Raw genomic sequence first — 18952 nt, 5'->3', positions numbered from 1 at the left:
CTGTGATTCAGCTTCAGAACATCATCAACGGCGAGTCCGTGGACGCCGCGGCCAGCCTGCCGTTCTTCGACCCCGCCACGGGCCAGCAGATCGGCACCGCCCCGGACAGTGACGCCGCCGCTGTCGACTCCGCCTTCCAAGCCGCTGCCGCAGCTTTCAAGAGTTACAAGCGCACGACGCCGGGAACGCGCCAGTCGCTGCTGTTGCAGCTGGCCGACCTCATTGAGGCGAATGTTGACCGTCTGCTCGAGGCCGAGGTGGCCTGCACCGGCAAGCCTTCCGCCCTCACCAAAGAGCTCGAGATCCTGCGCGGCGCGGACCAACTGCGCTTCTTCGCCGGGGCATGCCGGGTGGTTTCCGGCACGGCGCAGACCGAGTACGTGGAGGGTTTCTCCTCCACCATCCGGCGCGAACCCATCGGCGTGGTCGCCCAGATCACGCCGTGGAACTACCCGTTCATGATGGCCATCTGGAAGATCGGTCCGGCCCTCGCCGCGGGCAACACCTTGGTCCTCAAACCTGCAGACACCACCCCATGGTCCACGCTGGTCCTGGGTGAACTGGCACAGCAGGTCTACCCGGCCGGTGTCGTGAACATTGTTTGCGGCGGCCGCGACGCCGGGGCTGCGATGGTGGAGCACGACATCCCCGAAATGGTGTCCATTACCGGCTCCACCCGGGCCGGCGCGCAGGTCATGTCTGCAGCCTCCAAGACCCTCAAGGACGTTCACCTTGAGCTTGGCGGCAAGGCGCCCGCTGTGGTGTTTGCCGACGTCGATATCCAACGGACGGCCAGCGAAATCGCGTTGGCTGCCTTCTTCAACGCCGGGCAGGACTGCACGGCAGTGACCCGCGTCCTGGTGCACCAGGACATTCATGCGGAGTTCGCAGCAGCCCTGGCTGACGCCGCGTCCGCCCTGAAGGTAGGCGGCGGGGAAGCCGATCTTGGCCCGCTTAACAGTGCCGCGCAGTTGGAGCGCGTTGAGGGCTTCATGTCCCGCCTGCCCGCCAACGCCCGCGTCCTGTCCGGCGGCAAGCGCACCGGAACCGGCTTCCACTTTGAGCCAACGGTGATCGACGGCGTCTTCCAGACAGACGAGGTGGTGTGCGACGAAATCTTTGGTCCGGTGCTGACGGTCCAGCCGTTCGCCAGCGAGGAAGAAGCCATCGAACTCGCCAACGACACCAAGTACGCGCTGGCATCCAGCGTGTGGTCCGAGAACCACGGCGTAGTCACCCGCGTATCCAACGAGCTCGACTTCGGGGCCGTCTGGATCAACTGCCACCAGGTAATTCCGGCCGAAGCGCCGCACGGCGGATTCAAGCACTCTGGCACCGGCAAGGACCTCTCCGTCTATGGGCTCGAGGACTACACGCGCATCAAATCCGTCACCACCTCCCACCGCTAGAACCTGACATGAAACTCGACCTCCTCCTGCAGAACGCAGAGATCATCACCATGGATCCGGACCGCCCGGTGGCCGGTTCGCTGGGTATCTGGCACGGACGCATCGTGGGCCTGGATCACGATCTGGATGGCTTGGACGCCGTTGAAGTTCTAGACCTTGGCGGTGCCACCGTCACTCCAGGCTTCATCGATGCCCACTGCCACACCACCTGGTTCGGGCTGGGCCTGGCGGAGCTGGACGTGTCCGGTGCCCGCGGCCTGGAAGAGCTCTATGCGCTGCTGACAGCTGCTGTCAGCAACGCCGGGACCGACGGCGAGGGCTGGCTCTTCGCTACCGGGTTCAGCCAGACACAGCACGGCGGGTCCTTCCCGGACATTGCCGAGCTGGACCGCATCACGGGGGAGCGGCCGCTGTTCATGCGCCACAACTCCGGGCACATGGCAGTGGTCAACACCGCCGCGCTGCGGCTGGCAGGTGCCGAGTCGCCGTCGTTTCCGGATCCCGACGGCGGAGCGATCATCCGCGACGCAGCGGGACATCCCACCGGACTCGTCCAGGAGACGGCCCAGGAACTGATCCAGCAGCTGATCCTGCCGTATTCGTTGGAGGACATCGAAGCCGCCCTCGAGAGGGCCACGTTGTACTACGCCTCCGAGGGCATCACGAGTTTCACCGAGGCCGGGGTGGGCGGCGGATGGATCGGGCACAGCCCGGCCGAGCTCGCCGCCTACCAGAGCGCTGCCGCCAACGGCCGGTTGCATGCCCGTGCCCAGGTGATGCCGGTGCTCGATGTGCTGCACGGCCTCAACGGGCATGCTTCTGACAGTGTTGGTGCCGCCCCGGCCGGGCTGGATCTTGGCATCACCAGCGGCTTTGGGAATGACTACCTGTCCCTGGGACCGGCAAAGGTGTTCCTGGACGGCTCGCTTCTGGGCGAAACCGCCGCCGTCAGCCACGAGTTCTGCAGCCACGGCCACAAAGACAACCGCGGCAATACGGGCTACTTCCAAGCGGACCCCGCCCAGCTGCGGGAACGCATCGAGGCCGCCTACGCCGCCGGGTGGTCCATAGCGGCCCACGCCATCGGGGACAGGGCCGTTGACCTCGCGGTGGATATCATCAGCGACTGCCAGGCCGTGTACGGGCAGCGCCGCTTGCCCAACAGGATCGAGCACGCCTCCATGACGCGGCCCGAGCAGCTGACAAGGCTCGCGGACGCAGGAATCGCCGTGACACCCCAGGCAAGTTTCTTCCGCGACGGCGGGGACGGCATGACCGCGTCCCTCGGGCCTGACCGTTTGCCGTGGGCCTACCGGGCAGCCAGTTTCCTGGAAGCAGGAGTTGTCTTGGCCGGTAGCTCGGACCGGCCCGTCGCCGACGGAAACGTGCTCCGTGGCATGCAGGCGTTCGTGGACCGCCGGACCGGGTCCGGGGCCGTCTTCGGGAACCCCGCCGAACGCCTCACCCCACACCAGGCCCTCGCCGCCTACACGTCCGGAGCCGCCGCAGCAACAGGTTCCCTTGCGGACAAGGGCACGCTGTCGCCGGGCAAACTCGCCGACTTTACCGTCCTTTCCGCCTCACCGTTGACGGCACCCAGCATCAGCGAACTACGCGTCCTGGCCACCGCCGTCGGAGGCCGCTTTACGTATCAATCAACCGACTTCCACGCGGAACCTTCCTCGGAAAGTCCGTTCAAGGCCCCTGTTTCAGCGGGCCGTGTTTCAGCGACACAGAGCTCATAGGGGAGACCATGACAACTACCACACGTTTCACCGCCCAGGACACCGCCTTCGTGCAGGACTTCCGGACCATGAGCGCCTTCGGTGCCACGGCGAACGGCGGCGTTGACCGCCAAGCCGCAACCATTCCCGACGGCGAACAGCGCCGCTGGCTCACCGGCCTCCTGGAGGAGCACGGCTTCACGGTGAAGTTCGATCACGCCGGCAACCAGTGGGGCCTCTACGAAGCCGTGCCCGGTGCGCCGTTCGTGGTGGTGGGCTCGCACATGGACTCACAGCCGACGGCGGGACGTTACGACGGCGCGTTCGGCGTCCTCGCGGCAGCCCACGCCGCGTTCCGGTTGGCCGCCCGCTGGGAAGCCGGCGCCACGGCACCCAAATTCAACCTCGCCGTCGTCAACTGGTTCAACGAGGAAGGCAGCCGCTTCAAGCCCTCCATGATGGGCTCGTCCGTGTACACCGGCAAGCTGGAGTTGGAGGACGCCCTCAACACCAAGGACGCCGCCGGGATCGCGGTGCGCGACGCCCTGGACGCGATTGGTTGCCGCGGCACCTTTGAAGGACCGGAAGCCGCGTACTGCGCCGAGATCCACATCGAGCAGGGCCGCAGCATGGAACGCGAAGGCGTCACCATCGGGCTTGTCAGCTCCAACTGGGCCGCGAACAAGTATGAGTTCGTGGTCCACGGCGAGCAGGCACATACCGGTTCCACCGTCATCGCGGACCGCAAGGATGCCCTGCTCGGTGCCTCGATGCTGGTAGTTGCGGCACGCGAACTCGCCGACCGCTTCCCCGGGGTGCTCCACACCTCGGTGGGCCAGCTCAACGTGTACCCGAACTCGCCCGTGGTGGTGCCATCCAGGGTGAACCTGCTGCTGGACCTGCGCAGCGCCGACGAAGCCGTCTTGGCCGAGGCCGACGCACTGCTGCACGCCCGCATCACGGAGATCGAACGGCTGGCCAACGTCTCTGTGGAAAAGAACCACTCACACTCCTGGGCGGTCACCCCATACCAGCCGGAGGGTGTGGAACTCGCGGCCAAGGTGGCCGCCGACCTGGGGCTGGCCAACAAGGAAGTCATGACCTTGGCCGGGCACGACTCCACCAACATGAAGGACCTCGTCCCCACCGTGATGCTCTTCGTGCCCAGCGTGGACGGCATCTCCCACAACGAGCACGAATACACCACGGACGAAGACATCGTGGCTGGCCTGACCATGCTCACCGAGGTGGTTGCCCGCCTGTGTGACGGGGCGCTGGAGGATTAGCGGGTTTCCGGCGTCGGCGGTGTTGGTGCTCTCTCCACCACGATCGACGCCGGTGCCGAGCCGCCCGCAGCATCCGGATTGGCCACGTACAGCACGTCCTCGCTGATCCTGGCCTCGATTTTCGCTTCGGTGAGCCGGTGCAACAACGGTTCCAACCCGCCGTCGTACTCGAAGGAGAGATCCCCGTTGGCGCTGTCCTCGCCGTGGATCGCCCGCAGGATGCCGCCGTTCTTGGTAGTGAACGTGGCTGATTCGTCATCCTCCGTGCGCGGCCGGGCGCCGATGTTGCGGAGATCGTTGGCCGCAAGGCCCACAAAGGGACTGATCCAGCTGGCTACTACGGCCAGCGCTGGGTCGGCCTCCGTGGACGTGGTCCACGTGCCATCGGCTGCCCTCGTGGCAGGGAACGCAAAGAACTCGAAACCGTCCTCGGCAGAGATCCGCACAGTGGGTCCGTCCTGGGTTTCAGTCCAGTCTGCCTGGGTGCCGTCTTCCTCGGTGCGGCGCACAAATTCCGCGAGGTTGCCCACCTCCACACCGAAGATCGTGGAGCCATCCAACGGGTGGCCGTGCTCCACGAAGCCCACCGCGAGGCGACCCGAGCCGGCGTCGAACTCCCACCAGCCGTCCTCGTCCAGGGTCTTCACCAGCCCCAGCGCTTGGAGGAGCGTGGACCACTGCGCTGGGCGGGACGTGTAGTGGGTGGGACGGGATCGCAGCATGGGTCCTCCTAGGCTGGGTGGTCACTTCCCAGCCTATGCCGCGTGGCCTTGCCTGGGGTCGCCCGTTTCACAGCAGAATGGACCCATGCCCCTTGAGCTCCAGGAACTCCTTATCAAAGACGGCGCCGCGTGGCGTGACTGGCTTTCGGCGCACGCTGCCGAGAGTCCGGGAGTGTGGCTGATCCTGCACAAGAAAGGCGGCACTGTCACGGAGTTGGACTATGACGCGGCCCTGGATGAGGCACTGTGTTTCGGCTGGATCGACGGTCAAGCGAAGAGCCGCGACGACCAAAGCTACATGCAGCGCATGACGCCGCGCGGCCGCAAAAGCATCTGGTCAGCCCGGAACGTGGGGCATATTGCCCGCCTGGAATCCGAGGGCAAAATGACCGACGCCGGACGTGCCGCCGTCGAAGCCGCCAAAGCCGATGGCCGCTGGGAAGCTGCCTATGCCGGTCCCGCGGACTCCGTGGTCCCGGACGATCTCGCCTCCGCCATCGCCGCTGTGCCGGAAGCGCAGGCGATGTTCGATGTCCTGACCTCCCAGAACCGCTTCGCCCTGATCCACCGGACCAACGGGGTGAAACGGGCAGAGACCCGGGCCCGCAAGATTGCCGGGTTTGTGGAGATGCTGGCCCGGCACGAAACGCCGTACCCGCAGAGGAAGCGTCCCGCCTAGCTTGGCGCCAGGGTAGCGGCTGCTTCGAACGTCATCCAGGCTTGAAGCTGCGTGGAAAGTTCGACGGCGGCACCCACCGGATACGTCTCGGCCGCCGGCCGCAGGGGATTAGGAGAAAAAATAAGCGCCGGAGTTTCGGTGGGGGCGTTGGAGCGCCGCAGTTCCGGCGCTTCACGGCGCGTCAGCCAGAACGCTTCGGCCGTAGCGTGCACCAAGGCCCGGGCAGTTTCCCGAGCCGCGGCGGGCAACCGTTGATCCCGCGCGGCGAGTGCGAGGTAGCGGACCAGGATGCCGGTGAAAAGTCCGCCGTCGCCCGTACCGTCGCCATGGATGACACGTGTTCCGGGCAGGGTCAGTTCGCGGGACACCGACTCAACCAGCCCCGCAGCACGATCCAGGTTTTCTTGGCCACCAAGTTCCAGGAAGGCGCCAAGGACCGGGCCTTGGTTGTAGGTGTAGACGGCATCCTCCAGGACGGTGTCACCATGGCGGATGCGAAGTCCATCCATGTAGACGCCCCGTTGCGGGTGGAAAAGCCGGCTGTTGAGCCACGTCACCAGCGACTGTGCCCGTTCACTGTGCCCGGTTCGGGCGAAGTAAAGCGCCACAGGAGCTGTGGCAGGGGTGTTCTTGAAGTCCCGTTGCGTGCTCCAAAACGTTCCGCCGCCCAGATCGTCTGTGGAGGCCGAGTCGAACTGCAAGGTCAGCTTCTTGCGGACGTACGCGTTGCGCCGTCGACCCGGGTTCCTGGTTTCCTCCGCCAGCTTCTCCAGCCGGAGCGTGGAGAGGGCGAGCCAGGCCATGTCGTCGTAGAAGTGGTTCTCGAACCTCAACAGGTTCCGCAGCCGGATGGTGGTGACCAGCCGCGAAGCGAGCCTGCCCGCACTGGGGCGGGAGGCGCCGTCGAACTTTGTTGTGGTGGCCAGCTCACGGCGGCCGGTGTCCACCAGGCAATCGACATAGTGCGCCTGCCACCAGTAATGCCAGGGACCAAAGACGCTGCGAAGGGTGTTGGCGGGAAGGCTGACCGCCCCGATGTGCGTGCCGGGAAGGAAAAGCAGGCGCCGGCCGAAGGTCCGCGTTACTGATCGGGCGGCCTGGTTGGCGCGCGTTGCCCACTCATCCGGGCCTGTGAGGGGGAGCGGCTGGTCGGCAGCAAAAGCGTCGGCGGGCATGGTCCCAGCCTACCGAGGGTGCGCCGGCTCACAATTCCAGTTAACATGCATTAACGGATTTTGGGTCTGCATCAAGGAGGATGAATGGACATCAAGGGCACGGTCGCGCTGATTACCGGTGGGGCATCAGGGCTGGGGGCCGCCACCGCGAAGCGGTTGTTCGATGCCGGAGCGTCGGTGGTCCTGGTGGACCTGCCGCAGTCGGCGGGAGACACCTACGCCGCAGAACTGAACGCCGGGGGTGCAGGTTCTGGTCCGAGGGCGGTCTTTGTCCCCGCCGACGTCACCAATGAAGCGCAGGTTCAGGCCGCCGTCGATGCTGCAACCTCCCTTGGCCCGCTGCGGATCGTCGTCAACTGCGCGGGCATCGCCACACCCGGCAAGGTGCTGGGACGCGACGGCGTGCTGCCCCTCGAAACGTTCAACAGAGTCATCCAGATCAACCTCGTGGGAACCTTCAACGTGATCCGGCTCGCCGCCGCAGCCATGGTGGAAACCGACCCGGTTTCCACCGAACTGGGCGGACCCGAGCGCGGCGTCATCATCAACACAGCATCCGTGGCAGCGTTCGAAGGCCAGATCGGACAGCCTGCCTACGCTGCTTCGAAAGGTGCCGTGGCGGCCATGACCCTGCCCCTGGCACGCGAACTCGCACGTTCGCTGATCAGGGTGGCCACCATAGCCCCCGGCATCTTTGAAACACCCATGATGGCAGGTCTCCCACAAGCGGCCCAGGATTCCCTGGGTCAGCAGGTCCCGCATCCCGCGCGGCTGGGCCGTGCGGCCGAATACGCACAATTGGCCGCGCATATAGTGGAGAACGCCATGCTGAACGGTGAAACAATCCGGTTGGACGGCGCCATCCGAATGGGAATCAAATGATGGGCGACTACAGCGGTGGTGCGGATTCCCCAACTCCCGGGGCGGTGGCGGCGGGCTCCGCGGATGCGAGACCTTCCTCCGGTGCGATACCGTCCTCGGTGGCGGGGCTGCCCACCGCCGACTTCTTCGACTTCGAGTCGCTGCTCAGCGTCCAGGAACAGCGGAAACTCAACGAACTCCGGACCTTCCTTGCCTCGGAAATCGCGCCGTACGCCGGACAATGGTGGGAAAAGGCCGAGTTCCCCGAACATATACTGCCCAAACTCGCGGCGCTGCGGCTCAGCGCGCCTGCCCAGCGGGGGTACACGCACCTGTTCGCCGGCCTGGTGATCGCCGAGATGACCCGGGTGGACACGTCGATTGCCACGTTCTTCATGGTCCATCACGACCTCTTCGTTGAATCGCTGTACGACTTCGGGAGCGACTCCCAACAGGACCGCTACCTCGACGACGCCTCGAACCTGCGCACCACCGGCGCCTTCGCGCTCACCGAACCGAACCATGGCTCAGATGTGGCAGGTGGCATGGAGACTACGGCGCGGAAGGTCCAGAGGGCAGCCTCCGACGGCGGTGACTACTGGGTGGTCAACGGCGCCAAGCGCTGGATCGGCAACGGGACGTTCTGCGACTACATGCTGGTGTGGGCCAAAGATGAAGCCGACGGAGCAATTCGCGCGTTCATCGTTGACGCTTCACTTCCCGGCATCACCCGCAGCCGCATAGAGAACAAGATCGCGCTGCGGACAGTGCAGAACGCCGATATCCGTTTCGTTGACGTTGAAGTCGCCGAAGCGGATCGCTTCGCCGGGATCAGCAGCTTCGTCGATACCAACCATCTGTTGCGAGGCTCCCGGATCATGGTTGCCTGGCAAGCCGTAGGCCAGCAACTGGCGGCGTTCGACGTTGCCCGGCAGTACGCCGTTGAGCGCATGCAATTCGGGAAGCCGCTCGCCAAGTTCCAACTCATCCAGCAACACCTGGTGGACATGCTGGGAAATGCGGTGGCCAGCATGGGGATGATGGTGAGGATCGCCCAACTGCAGGAAGACATTTCCACGGATGCCCAAGGCGTTCGCCACGGTGGCGCCGACATGGCCCAGGTGGCCCTCGCCAAGGCCTACTGCAGCGCCCGTATGCGGGAGACAGTGGCTTTGGGCCGGTCCATTCTGGGCGGCAACGGAATTGTCACGGACTACCGGATCGCCAAAATCTTCGCAGACGCTGAAGCCATCTACACCTACGAGGGTTCCTACGAGATCAATTCGTTGATAGTCGGCCGCGCAGTGACGGGGGTTTCAGCAATCACCTAGCCCCGGCGGGCTTTGCGGTCCGCACTTCAATCCTGGGGGAGTTTCTCGCCGGCCTCCACCCGTACATCGATCGAATTGCCCCGCACCGGCATGGGGCATGTGCCGTAGGGGGTGAAAGCGCTGGGGTAGTTGATGCTGCGGTTGAAGTCGATCACAACGGACCCGTCCGGGCGGGGGCGAGGGATGAAGACCTTTCGCCACTCGTCTGTGGTGGCGCCGTTGGTCTCATCGTGGAAGGTCACGTTGAGGGCGCCCAGCTTCTCTTCCTCCGCGTGGAGCCGGATTTCATGGGGGACACCCGGTACGTGGAAAACGATCTCACCCACTGAGCGATGGACCCCGTCCACCAGAGGATTGGCCGTACCGATAGGAACGTCCTGAGGCTCGTCATACGCTTCGAAACGTCCCTGAATGACCCACCCGGCGTTGTAGTCGTAGCTGGGAACGCCTTGGAACTCCGTCAGAACGGGAGAGCCGTTGTCCCGGGTACGGATGGCGTACTTATCAGCGCGCATGGCAAGCTCCACCACCACTTGTTGACCGTCGGCGCCGCCGTACTGAACCCACATCAGTGACTCTTCATCCTGCAGGGCCGCGCTGACTGTCCCGTCCACAGGCTCGCCGGTCTCGACGAACGTGAGGCCGTCCGCTGCGCTCGCCGAAAGAAAAGCTGTTGAGCCGTCAGTAGACCAGCGGCCGGGGGCCAGCTCGACCTCGCTCGGGTCCGACTCCAACCACTGGAAGGAGGTCAGGGTCAGCCAGCCGTGCTCGGTGGCCAGGGCCGTGTGCCGACCCGCACGGAACCTCTCCCAACGGGCCAGCTGGGCATCGGTTGCTGTGGTGGGCGAGCTCATGGGTCTCCTCGGCTTGTCTTCGCGTCACTCGGCGTGACTGCACTTTCCTCAACTATGCGCCGGGCGTGGGCATTCCCTGAAGTCGACCCGACGCCGGGGGCGCCGTTGCATTGGAACGGCTCGCGCTGGCCCCCAACCCATGCCAGCGCGAGCCGAGATTGGAGAACCGACTGATGGGCTGGACATCGTGTGCCCCGCCCATCAGTCGATCCAGCCCTCAGCGGGCCTTGCTAGTGCGACCTGCGGCTGGACCAGCGTGATCCCGCGAAGGCGAGCAACGATCCTACGGCCAGGAGGGCGGCCGCAATAAAGACGAATGCCGCTCCCTGTGAACCCGTGTTGGCCAGCGGTTCCTCGGGCGCCTCTGCAGCAGGTTCCGACGGGTTCTCCGTGGGCCCTGCAACGAGGGGTTCGGTAGTCACGACAATGGGCTCGTCTGTTGCAGTGGGGGTGGCCGTGGGCATGGGCGTGGCGGTGCTCGGGCTTGGTGCGGGTGTTGCACTTGCCGTCGCCGTTGGCGTGGTGGTGCTGGCGCTCGGGCTTGGTGTGGAGGTTGCCGTGGGCGTGGTGGGGCTTGGGCTGGGTGTGGCGGTGCTCGGGGTTGGTGTTGGTGTAGCCGTTGCTGTGGGCGTGGGCGTGGGCGTGGGCGTGCCGTTGCCTGTTCCACTTCCGCTGCTCCGGCGGGTCTGGGCCGACACGGGTGTTTCCTCCCCCGAGATTGTGACAGTTCCGCTGTTCTCGTAGACGTCCAATGCCGGATCGGTCACCTGGGTCACGACGTAGAGCTCTACGTGAAGGCCTTCGGGAAGGCCAGTCCAGCTCGCCGTGAGTTTCTGCGGAGTGCAGTCGAGGCTTGCAGGGTACTGCTCGTTGGCATAAGGCTCTGTGATGTTTCCGTCGTCGTTCAACACGCGGCCAACGCGGGGCGTCACCCGGCTGCAGTCGATCTCCATGCCTGCGGCCGGGGTATCGGTAATCACCACGTCGTTGGTCCTCGCAGGCATCGGCGGCATGTAGAAGATCGACTCAAGGACCGTCTGGGCGGGGTCAACCCACCACATGGCTTTGCCTGCTTCTGTCGGGAGGGACGGCCCGCACTCCGACGTGCAAGGCTGAACATCTACTGGGACGCGCAGGACTGTGGAGCCGACAGTAAAGCTCAGTTCCTCAATTTCGCTGTCACCGGGATCAACCGAGTATTGGGTGCTGAAGGAACACGTTCCGCCGACATTGAGGGGCTGTTCCGCCACAAAGTCTGTCAGCGTGAATACCACCAAGCCGGAGTCGTTTGCCATGGCAGTGGCCACTGCTTCGCCGTCAGGATTCTGCAAATCAAATGATGTGACTCCAAACCAGCGCAGTTGCGGCGGCAGTTGGATGCTGAAAGTGTCACCTGGACGGGAGTTGTCCGGCACGGACCATTCACACGTCAGATCCACTTGGTCCCACTGACTGGAAACCACTGATTCCGTCCTCAGGGTGATTTCCGCGTCCGTCAGCTCTGCAGCGCTGGCGGGCAAGGCAGTCATGCCCAGTCCCAGGACGGCCATGACAACCGCCAGAAGGGCGGCCACCAATGACGCGGTTTTTAGATGGATCTTATTTTTCATGTGTTGGATGGTCCTTAGAATCCGTGGTGAGGTGCTCCGTCAATAGATGAGTGGTGGGCCACGCTGGTTCGTGACGGCGTCACACGGGAGCCGGCCTATTTTGTTTCGCAGGATGAGTCCTGAGCCGCTGGTGCCGTGGCGGCGGCCGCCGCTGCAGCAGCGGATGACAACGGGTAGAACCGCAGCTTCGCAGGGCCCAGATCGCCATCACCCAAAGCTTCCAGCGCTGCCTTGCACTCCACCAGCCTGCACAGGTTGCTTTCACTGAACGGGAACAGCACGTGCACGGCGGAGTTTTGGTACATGGCCATCGCGCCGGTGCCGGTAAGTTGCCCTTTGACGGCTTCTCCAAGCCGGGCCAACAGTGTCCAGCAATGGCTCCGGCTGTCTCGTGGTCCGGCCACGGAGATGATGGCCATGGCATGTGCGCCCGGGCAATCGGGCCCGGCCCCCATGGATGAGATTTCATGGATCCGCCGCTGGAAGTGTGCTTGCGTAGCCAGTCCTGTGTAGACATCCGTGCACGAGATCGGCGGTGCGGTTTCTGCAACCTCGGCCCAGCCTTCCGCCACTGACTGCAGGGCATCGACGTCCAGGGACCGTTCGGCCGCAGAGAAGAGCGCCCGGAAATCAGTCATGGTCTCACTGATGCTTACTCCATTCCTGGCCCGCGCCGCGCCCAGGGATTTGGCTGCAGGTGCCGGAACGGTCGCGCTGGCTGCCAATGAGGTGACGACAGTCCGGACTTCGGGCAAGAACCAGTCAGCATGGAAGCGCCAGCCCGTTTGGTAACTGGTGGTCTGCCATCTACGCAGCAAAAGGTGCCGGGAGAACGTGCACTCTGCGAATGATTTTGTCCGGAACGATGTCATATCCGAAGAGTGTGCGGAAATGCCGTTTCGTGACGAGGCGGACCGCAAATCGTTGCTAAAGACAGTGTACAAACAGCGTCACGTCTTGCCGCCTACCCCCACTCAATAGATATGGGCAGGATTATTTACGGTTTGGGGGTGCCTTAGATGGCACGAAGGTCACAAGCGGGCAGCCAAGTGGACGTCGACGTTGATAGCGACGGACACCTCATTGGCATGGTTCGTGCCGGCGAGATGTCCGCATTCGACGGGTTGTACGAGCGCCACATTTCCATCGCATCCACCGTAGCCAAGCGCAACGTGGACAATCTGAGCGATGCCGAGGACGTTGTTGCTGAGGCGTTCCAGTCCGTGCTGCAGAGCCTGGTGGCGGGCAAAGGGCCGGATACTTTCTTCCGGGCATACTTACTATCCACGGTGACCCGGCTGTCCCACCAGCGAAACCGAAAAGCCGGCAAGGTCCTGCCAAGCAGTGACGAATCTGTCCTGGACCAAACACTGGCAGATTCAGATTCAGCAGTGAGCGCTTTTGAATCACAAACGGTGACCAAGGCGTTCCATGCCTTGCCGGAACGCTGGCAGGCTGTGCTGTGGTACTTGGATGTTGAACGCATGAAGCCGGCGGCAGTCGCTCCCATTCTTGGGCTGTCTGCCAACGCGGTTTCTGCACTGGCACTACGCGCACGTGAGGGGCTGAGGCGACACTATCTTCAGCTCCACATCGCGGATCAGCCTGATGACGCCTGTGCAGCATTCGTCACGAAATTGGGCAACTACCTCCGGGGCGGACTCTCCAGCGCAGCGGAGCGCAAAGTTCGCGAGCATTTGAATGGCTGCTCCAAATGCACGGCAGCACTTGCGGAACTGAAGGACGTCGAGAACAGCATGCGGGTGGTGCTTCTTCCGCTGGTGACTGGTATCCCTGTGGCTGCGTGGGCCGTAAAGGGGGGTGGACTGGGCGTCCTCGGCGGGATGGCGCCCGCAAAGGCGGTGCTTGTCGCTCCCGCCCTCGCGAAACCCGCCGTGATGGCCGTCATTGCAGCGGCAGGCGTGGGGCTGGTGTTAGGGGCCGTGGGAATAGTGGACCAGCTAACCCCTGACGCATATATGGAAGAGCGTGCCGTCGAAACGGGCGCCCCGCCATTGGAAAAGGACCCAGTGCTGGTTACACCTTCAGCCTCCCCAACCAGCACGCCGGTTCCTGCGCCATCGGTCTTGGTTCAGCCGGTGCCGGTGGAAATCGTGCCCGCGGAGCCACTGCCGGAGCCATCAACGGAGCCAGAGGCGCCACCGGTTCAGGAGCCGGATCCCGTTCCGGTTACCACGTCCACTCCGACCGCGACTGCAACCGTTCCTTCTGTGGCGCCATCGAACCCGCCATCGGGGCGGGCACAGGTCTCCGGTACGGCCAGACGCACCTCTGAGGGATACTTCCGCGGCACGGCCATGGAAGTCGACTTTAACGCCTCAGGCACCCGGCCCCTGGGGGCAGGTACGGCGGTGTTTGCCGTGGGCCGGGATTCACGGATCGTGGAGAGCTCCATCGAGGCACCAGAAGGATGGTCGTGTTCCATGGCGGGTAGCACGGAAGTTACATGCAGCACGGATTCACTCCAGCGCAGCGATCTGCACTTCCATGTGACTGTGCAATCCAAGCGCCAGAAGTCCGACGGCGTACTGAGGTATTCCCTCAGCGGGAGCGGCCTGGCCACCGGGGAGTTTGAGTACCGCTACTAATTCGGATGACTGGGCAGCGTCACGAACCTCCTTCCCCGCTCACTACTTCAATGGCGGTCTCCGGAGATGAGAACCGAGCTAATTCGCTACGCATTATGGGGGCATTATGGAAGCAACGCTTTCTGCCGTTGCTGGTTTGTTGGGGATTCTGGTGGCTGTTTGGACTTTGGTTCCGACAGGCCGGAGTTGGTTTGCGCGAAAGTTCAGTTCACCGAACAAGCTTCGTTGGACGTTGGCGGGCTTGGGAAGCTTGCTGCTGGTAGCCCTCCTGGGGTGTGCCGTCGGACGGACACATCCTTCCTGGATGAATTCTGTGGTAGGGCTTGCTGCCGCGGGGCTGATCGTTGCGTGCCTTGTTGCGCCGGTGTTCCGGATCCGCCACAGGGTGGCTTCCCAGCCTCGAAGGGTGCTCGCCATCGGTGCGCACCCTGATGATCTCGAATTGGCCTGTGGTGCCACTCTCGCCAAGTTGTCCGATGCCGGCCATGACGTCAGGACCATGGTGATGAGTGGCGGGGGCAAGGGCGGAGACAGCAGTGTCCGGGCAACGGAGGCTGCTGCAGGCTCGGACTTCATGGGCGCCACCGCAGTTAGGGTCCACCATTTCCAGGACACCAACCTGTCCGAGCATGGGCAGGAGATGGTGAAAGCGATCGAGGAAGCCATTGAGGACTTCCGTCCGGACGTCGTCATCACGCATTCCCGCAATGACTATCACCAGGACCACCAAGCAGTTCACAGTGCCACCATGCGGGCGGCGCGGCGGCATTCCTCCATCTTGTGCTTTGAGAGTCCATCATCCACCCGACAGTTTGATCCCAGCGTTTTCGTCGACATCGCCGGGTATGTGGACGTAAAAATCCATGCCGTGGGCATGCACCGAAATCAAAAGGGCAAGCCGTACATGAGCGCTGAAAGGGTCCGCAGTCTCGCGGCCTTCCGGGGCTCACAAGTCAAGACCACTTATGCAGAAGGTTTTGAACCTGTTCGATTGCTCGGCTCTGCCGTAGGAGAGTTCTGATGGTACGCGTGCTGGTGACAGGTGTTGGCGGGCCGGCAGGGTCTTCCTTGGCACGTCAATTGGTGGGCCAAGGACATTGGGTTCTGGGCGTCGATATGAACCAGGTCCACGCTTCGGCGGCAGACGCTGTGTCTGTGGTGTCTCCCTCCAGCGCACCGGGCTACTTATGGGAACTTCGCGGACTCGTAGCCGCCCATGAGATAGAACTGGTGGTGCCAACCGTCAGTGACGAGCTGGTTTTGATGGCCGAGGCCAGGACCGATTTTGCTAGGGGAGTCGAGATCCTGATCGCGGACCCGGCACCCGTTCGGATTGCGAATGACAAATACCTCACCATGAAGTGCCTTGCCAACGCCAATGTGGATGTTCCGGATTTCGCGTTGCCGGGGGATTTCAGCTCAATCAATGAGGCAATGGCCAGGCTTGGCGGATCTTTGGTAGTCAAGCCCCGGGTATCGAGGGGTGGACGTGGAGTCCAGATCCTGGAAAGGGCCGCCGACGGCGGAAGAAGGGCCGCGCGCATATGGTCCTCATTGGATGATTCCTGGATCGTGCAGCGGTTTGCGCCGGGCACAGAGTATGCGCCTGTGGTTTTCCGGTCCTGGCATGAGTCGGAGCAGGACGATCTTGTGGTGGTTCTGGAGAAGACAGCGCTCAAACACGGTCGCGTCGGCAACGCGCTCTCGGTCAGGAGAGTGGATACGCAGGAGGCTCCCGACGTCGCCCGGATGGCGGAAGCAGCCTCCGCCGCACTGGGACTGGCCGGTCCCGTCGACGTTGACGTCCGCCGAATGTTGGACGGAAGGCCGGTAGTTCTGGAGGTCAACGCCAGGTTCGGTGCCAACAGCGCCTACGCCCCCGAACTCCTGGAGCGGGTCCTGCAGAGTCATGTCCGCGGGATGATCCTAGGACGGGCTGTGTGAGTTTGCTTGACGCAGCCATAATGTTCGTCCAGGTCGGAGGCTTGGTGATCCTGAGCTTCGGCATGGTCAAGATCGCCTACGTTCCACTGGCCTTGTATTTCAACTGGTTCCACCGCTCCAAACCTCCAAAGCATCGCTACTCGGTTATCAGCCAGCGGCCCTTGGTATCCGTGATCGTCCCCGGCTACAACGAAGCCGTGGTCATCACCAAATGCGTCGAGTCGATCCTTGCGAGCAGGTATCTCCGGCTCGAGGTCATTCTGGTGGACGACGGCTCCACCGATTCCACCGCACGCATTATGGGGGGACTGGCGGACCAGTATGACAGCGTGCGCTTCCTGTCGCAGACGAACGCCGGGAAAGGTGCCGCCCTGAACTGTGGGATCACCGCAGCCCACGGTGACATCCTGATGTTCGTTGACGCTGACGGAATCTTTGCTCCGGACACGCTCATGAACATGCTCGAAGGTTTCGACCATCCAAAAGTGGGAGCGGTGTGCGGTGATGACCGGCCCGTGAACCTGAACCGCGTCCAAACCATGATGCTCGCAGTCCTGAGTCACGTAGGCACGGGCCTTGTCCGCAGGGCCCTTTCCCTGTTGCACTGCTTGCCCATTGTTTCCGGGAACATCGGTGCTTTTCGTAGCGACCTTGTGGGGCAACTGGGCGGATTCCACGAGGACACCCTTGGTGAAGACCTCGAACTGACGTGGAGGGTCTACAAGGCCGGCTACCGGGTTCGATTCCAGCCCAGCGCCCTGGTCTACGCTGAGTCGCCCTCCACCATGGGCGGACTGTGGCGCCAGCGCGTGCGGTGGTCGCGCGGGTTGCTGCAAACACTCCGGATGCACATCGGGATGCTCGGGCGGCGTCGTTACGGGCTGTTTGGCATGTTCCTGGTGTTCAACGCCATCACCATGGTGGTGATCCCCGTGCTGCAACTGGCCATCTTGGGGGTCCTGCCCTTCCTCTATTTAGCAGGTGCAGGTCCGGTGCCGGGCCAGGTCTTCGCGATTCTTGGCTGGTTGGGCCTTTTCGTGTCTCTGGCCTTGGTGTGTTTTTCCATTGGTCTTAACCGTTCATGGCAGGATCTGCGATTCCTTTGGACTTTGCCGTTATGGCCCTTCTATTCGGTGTTCGTTGGACTGGCTTTGACCAGCGCAATCGTCAAGGAGATCCGTGGCACCCCGGCCAAATGGAACAAGTTGCAACGGACCGGCGTCATCAGCGTGATTGCTGCCGAGGGGAAACTCCGGAAAGAGGTGAGCGCTTGAACCGCGTAACCTCAGCCATCGCAGGCGCCCTCCTGGCCTCGACCCTGACCATGGTCTCCTGCGCCGGCGAACCACTTCCGAGGCCTGTGGACCGCATGGTCAACCTGGGCTTTGAGGACGTGGTGAACAGTGAGCCCGGCTACCTTGCGAAACTCTCAGAACGGTTGAATTCAGTGAATGCAACGGCGGTGTCCATCTCCGTTGGACGCACCGATTGGACAGCTTTCCCGTGGCCGGGCCAAGCCGGGGCGGAGGCCAGCGAGGTTTCCCGGTCAGGACGGGACTTCGTGGCAGAGTCCATCGCAGCGCTGGAGACCGCGGATGACGGGAGCAAGCGCGCTGTCATCCTGACCATCGACGTCTTGCTGGACCGCGCGCTGAAGGAAGAGCCTGCCCTTGCCGGGCGGAGCATCGACGGGGTGGCATCCGATTCCTTCGCGGGTGTGTGGTCATTGAGGCACGGCAAGGCCGGTACCCGGCTGGCTTCCCTCGCCGCTGCTGTCGCCAAGAAGTACAAGCCCTCGGCCGTGAACCTCACAGAGCTCATGTTCGACGACTTCACTTTCGGCGGCAACGATCTTCAGGACTTCAAAGTCTCCACCGGCTCGACGGACTGGCCCCGAAACGGCGACGGATCCATCGATGCTTCAGACCCACGTATCAATACCTGGCGCAGCGAAGCCATGGCGGACATCGTCCGCAAGGTGGGTGCCGCCGTCGAACCCTATGGTGTCAATCTGGACATGGACGTTCGCTCGCCGCGCGACTCACCGTCCGGGGACCGGGCGGACAGCGGACATGACTACGACCTCCTGCTCAAGCAGGTGGACCGGCTTCACGTGTGGGAGTACGTGGGGCTCAACAGCGAACGGTCACCGAAGACCAGGGAACTGGCTGAATCCATGAACCGTCGCGGGGGCTCCCGCATGTCCTTGTCGGTGGGACTTTGGTCCAGTGAGGGCCGGATATCGGCTGGAGAGTTCGGTACGGCATTGCGGGAGGCTGCGCTCGGTGGTGCGTCATCAGTATCCGTGACACCTGCCAGCCTCATGGAGGACCAGCACTGGGAGGAACTGAGGAAGGCCTGGGCCGGGGAGGTGCGGACTGTTGAGCCGATTCCCCGAGGAGTACGCTGACCGCATGGGGATGGACACAGTGGTTGCAATCGTCATCAGTGGTGCCCTGATACTCGGCTCCATTTGGGCTGGCACGCGGCTTGTTCAACGGGGTGTTCGAGCGAAGGGGGCAACAGGGACCCTGGGGAGTGTCCTGTCCATGATTGAACCCGCGACCGGTGCGCCTACCAGGGTTGAGGCGGCTGCGGCGATTGAAGAGATGCGCCAGCGCCGGCACGAAAAACTCTCCGCTGGGCCCGGCCTGCCGCACGACGAGCTTATGAGCGGCAAGGTGGTCCTGCCCGGGAGGGGCGACCCCACCGCGTGATGCCAGAATCTGAGACGCATTCCATGGGTCG

General features: G+C 63.4%; 18 protein-coding genes. 13 read left to right on the top strand and 5 right to left on the bottom strand.

The genetic code is table 11. From position 1 onward, the window contains the following. Positions 1 to 2 precede the first annotated feature (2 nt). The 3 genes from AB4Y77_RS12735 to AB4Y77_RS12725 are packed head-to-tail and all read left to right on the top strand — an operon-like array spanning position 3 to position 4419. Positions 3 to 1409, top strand: a complete 1407-nt coding sequence (locus AB4Y77_RS12735; protein WP_442014204.1) for a gamma-aminobutyraldehyde dehydrogenase — start codon at positions 3 to 5, stop codon at positions 1407 to 1409. Between the two features lie 8 nt (positions 1410 to 1417). After that, positions 1418 to 3154 carry an amidohydrolase gene (locus tag AB4Y77_RS12730; RefSeq protein WP_442014203.1) on the top strand — a complete coding sequence of 579 codons (1737 nt, stop codon included), beginning with the start codon at positions 1418 to 1420 and terminating at the stop codon, positions 3152 to 3154. Positions 3155 to 3162: 8 nt separating this feature from the next. After that, positions 3163 to 4419 (top strand): M20 family metallo-hydrolase, encoded by a 1257-nt coding sequence (locus tag AB4Y77_RS12725; RefSeq protein WP_442014202.1) that lies wholly within the window; start codon positions 3163 to 3165, stop codon positions 4417 to 4419. Here the strand turns inward: AB4Y77_RS12725 and AB4Y77_RS12720 are convergent. After that, on the bottom strand, positions 4416 to 5141 hold the full coding sequence (locus AB4Y77_RS12720) for a hypothetical protein (RefSeq protein ID WP_442014201.1): 726 nt from the start codon (positions 5139 to 5141) through the stop codon (positions 4416 to 4418). The two genes, AB4Y77_RS12725 and AB4Y77_RS12720, sit on opposite strands and share 4 nt — an antisense overlap. A gap of 85 nt (positions 5142 to 5226) precedes the next feature. On the opposite strand from AB4Y77_RS12720, the gene AB4Y77_RS12715 reads away from it, so the two are divergent. Further along, positions 5227 to 5820 (top strand): YdeI/OmpD-associated family protein, encoded by a 594-nt coding sequence (locus AB4Y77_RS12715; protein WP_442014200.1) that lies wholly within the window; start codon positions 5227 to 5229, stop codon positions 5818 to 5820. Here AB4Y77_RS12715 and AB4Y77_RS12710 read toward each other — a convergent pair. Continuing rightward, on the bottom strand, positions 5817 to 6995 hold the full coding sequence (locus tag AB4Y77_RS12710) for a glycoside hydrolase family 76 protein (protein WP_442014199.1): 1179 nt from the start codon (positions 6993 to 6995) through the stop codon (positions 5817 to 5819). The two genes, AB4Y77_RS12715 and AB4Y77_RS12710, sit on opposite strands and share 4 nt — an antisense overlap. A gap of 84 nt (positions 6996 to 7079) precedes the next feature. Here AB4Y77_RS12710 and AB4Y77_RS12705 point away from each other — a divergent pair, with 84 nt between their 5' ends. Together AB4Y77_RS12705 and AB4Y77_RS12700 are read left to right on the top strand one after the other, a co-directional pair. Beyond that, the gene (locus AB4Y77_RS12705; protein ID WP_442014198.1) at positions 7080 to 7877 is read left to right on the top strand and encodes an SDR family NAD(P)-dependent oxidoreductase; all 798 of its coding nucleotides are present in this window, start codon (positions 7080 to 7082) and stop codon (positions 7875 to 7877) included. Next, positions 7874 to 9187: an acyl-CoA dehydrogenase family protein gene (locus AB4Y77_RS12700; protein WP_311214133.1), complete on the top strand. Its 1314-nt coding sequence runs from the start codon at positions 7874 to 7876 to the stop codon at positions 9185 to 9187. Before AB4Y77_RS12705 ends, AB4Y77_RS12700 begins: the two co-directional genes overlap by 4 nt. Before the next feature lie 26 nt (positions 9188 to 9213). On the opposite strand, the gene AB4Y77_RS12695 is transcribed toward AB4Y77_RS12700, so the two are convergent. The 3 genes from AB4Y77_RS12695 to AB4Y77_RS12685 all read right to left on the bottom strand — a co-directional run bounded on the left by AB4Y77_RS12695 (position 9214) and on the right by AB4Y77_RS12685 (position 12289). Next, entirely contained in the window at positions 9214 to 10041 is an 828-nt protein-coding gene (locus tag AB4Y77_RS12695; protein WP_311214134.1) for a DUF1684 domain-containing protein, read from the bottom strand. Between the two features lie 230 nt (positions 10042 to 10271). Beyond that, a complete protein-coding gene (locus AB4Y77_RS12690; RefSeq protein ID WP_442014197.1) occupies positions 10272 to 11651 on the bottom strand; it encodes an Ig-like domain-containing protein in 1380 nt (459 codons plus the stop codon). A gap of 95 nt (positions 11652 to 11746) precedes the next feature. After that, the gene (locus AB4Y77_RS12685) at positions 11747 to 12289 is read right to left on the bottom strand and encodes a hypothetical protein (protein ID WP_311214136.1); all 543 of its coding nucleotides are present in this window, start codon (positions 12287 to 12289) and stop codon (positions 11747 to 11749) included. 10 nt (positions 12290 to 12299) lie between these two features. Between AB4Y77_RS12685 and AB4Y77_RS12680 the strand changes: the two genes are divergently transcribed. From AB4Y77_RS12680 to AB4Y77_RS12650, 7 genes are all read left to right on the top strand, one after another. Next, positions 12300 to 12443, top strand: a complete 144-nt coding sequence (locus AB4Y77_RS12680; RefSeq protein ID WP_311214137.1) for a hypothetical protein — start codon at positions 12300 to 12302, stop codon at positions 12441 to 12443. Between the two features lie 227 nt (positions 12444 to 12670). Then, entirely contained in the window at positions 12671 to 14260 is a 1590-nt protein-coding gene (locus AB4Y77_RS12675) for a sigma-70 family RNA polymerase sigma factor (protein WP_311214138.1), read from the top strand. A 304-nt stretch (positions 14261 to 14564) separates the two neighbouring features. Next, the gene (locus tag AB4Y77_RS12670; RefSeq protein ID WP_311214139.1) at positions 14565 to 15281 is read left to right on the top strand and encodes a PIG-L deacetylase family protein; all 717 of its coding nucleotides are present in this window, start codon (positions 14565 to 14567) and stop codon (positions 15279 to 15281) included. After that, a complete protein-coding gene (locus AB4Y77_RS12665) occupies positions 15281 to 16204 on the top strand; it encodes an ATP-grasp domain-containing protein (protein ID WP_442014196.1) in 924 nt (307 codons plus the stop codon). The genes AB4Y77_RS12670 and AB4Y77_RS12665 overlap by 1 nt, the downstream gene beginning before the upstream one ends. Continuing rightward, a complete protein-coding gene (locus tag AB4Y77_RS12660; RefSeq protein WP_442014195.1) occupies positions 16201 to 17478 on the top strand; it encodes a glycosyltransferase in 1278 nt (425 codons plus the stop codon). Before AB4Y77_RS12665 ends, AB4Y77_RS12660 begins: the two co-directional genes overlap by 4 nt. After that, positions 17475 to 18614, top strand: coding sequence for a hypothetical protein (locus tag AB4Y77_RS12655; protein WP_442014194.1), 1140 nt, complete (start codon positions 17475 to 17477; stop codon positions 18612 to 18614). The genes AB4Y77_RS12660 and AB4Y77_RS12655 overlap by 4 nt, the downstream gene beginning before the upstream one ends. Positions 18615 to 18618: 4 nt before the next feature. After that, positions 18619 to 18921 carry a hypothetical protein gene (locus AB4Y77_RS12650; protein ID WP_442014193.1) on the top strand — a complete coding sequence of 101 codons (303 nt, stop codon included), beginning with the start codon at positions 18619 to 18621 and terminating at the stop codon, positions 18919 to 18921. Positions 18922 to 18952 lie beyond the last annotated feature (31 nt).

This window comes from Paenarthrobacter sp. YAF11_1, from assembly GCF_052113445.1.
Lineage (GTDB): Bacteria > Actinomycetota > Actinomycetes > Actinomycetales > Micrococcaceae > Arthrobacter.
Note: the sequence above shows the minus strand (reverse complement) of the source record. Positions and strands in the feature narration are given on the sequence as shown.

Excerpts from the sequence above, each read along its gene's own strand:
- AB4Y77_RS12730 (WP_442014203.1), top strand. The coding sequence starts at position 1,418 with ATGAAACTCGACCTCCTCCTGCAGAACGCAGAGATCATCACCATGGAT.
- AB4Y77_RS12725 (WP_442014202.1), top strand. The coding sequence starts at position 3,163 with ATGACAACTACCACACGTTTCACCGCCCAGGACACCGCCTTCGTGCAG.
- AB4Y77_RS12720 (WP_442014201.1), bottom strand. The coding sequence starts at position 5,141 with ATGCTGCGATCCCGTCCCACCCACTACACGTCCCGCCCAGCGCAGTGG.
- AB4Y77_RS12715 (WP_442014200.1), top strand. The coding sequence starts at position 5,227 with ATGCCCCTTGAGCTCCAGGAACTCCTTATCAAAGACGGCGCCGCGTGG.
- AB4Y77_RS12710 (WP_442014199.1), bottom strand. The coding sequence starts at position 6,995 with ATGCCCGCCGACGCTTTTGCTGCCGACCAGCCGCTCCCCCTCACAGGC.
- AB4Y77_RS12705 (WP_442014198.1), top strand. The coding sequence starts at position 7,080 with ATGGACATCAAGGGCACGGTCGCGCTGATTACCGGTGGGGCATCAGGG.
- AB4Y77_RS12700 (WP_311214133.1), top strand. The coding sequence starts at position 7,874 with ATGATGGGCGACTACAGCGGTGGTGCGGATTCCCCAACTCCCGGGGCG.
- AB4Y77_RS12695 (WP_311214134.1), bottom strand. The coding sequence starts at position 10,041 with ATGAGCTCGCCCACCACAGCAACCGATGCCCAGCTGGCCCGTTGGGAG.
- AB4Y77_RS12690 (WP_442014197.1), bottom strand. The coding sequence starts at position 11,651 with ATGAAAAATAAGATCCATCTAAAAACCGCGTCATTGGTGGCCGCCCTT.
- AB4Y77_RS12685 (WP_311214136.1), bottom strand. The coding sequence starts at position 12,289 with ATGACTGATTTCCGGGCGCTCTTCTCTGCGGCCGAACGGTCCCTGGAC.
- AB4Y77_RS12680 (WP_311214137.1), top strand. The coding sequence starts at position 12,300 with ATGCTTACTCCATTCCTGGCCCGCGCCGCGCCCAGGGATTTGGCTGCA.
- AB4Y77_RS12675 (WP_311214138.1), top strand. The coding sequence starts at position 12,671 with ATGGCACGAAGGTCACAAGCGGGCAGCCAAGTGGACGTCGACGTTGAT.
- AB4Y77_RS12670 (WP_311214139.1), top strand. The coding sequence starts at position 14,565 with ATGAATTCTGTGGTAGGGCTTGCTGCCGCGGGGCTGATCGTTGCGTGC.
- AB4Y77_RS12665 (WP_442014196.1), top strand. The coding sequence starts at position 15,281 with ATGGTACGCGTGCTGGTGACAGGTGTTGGCGGGCCGGCAGGGTCTTCC.
- AB4Y77_RS12650 (WP_442014193.1), top strand. The coding sequence starts at position 18,619 with ATGGGGATGGACACAGTGGTTGCAATCGTCATCAGTGGTGCCCTGATA.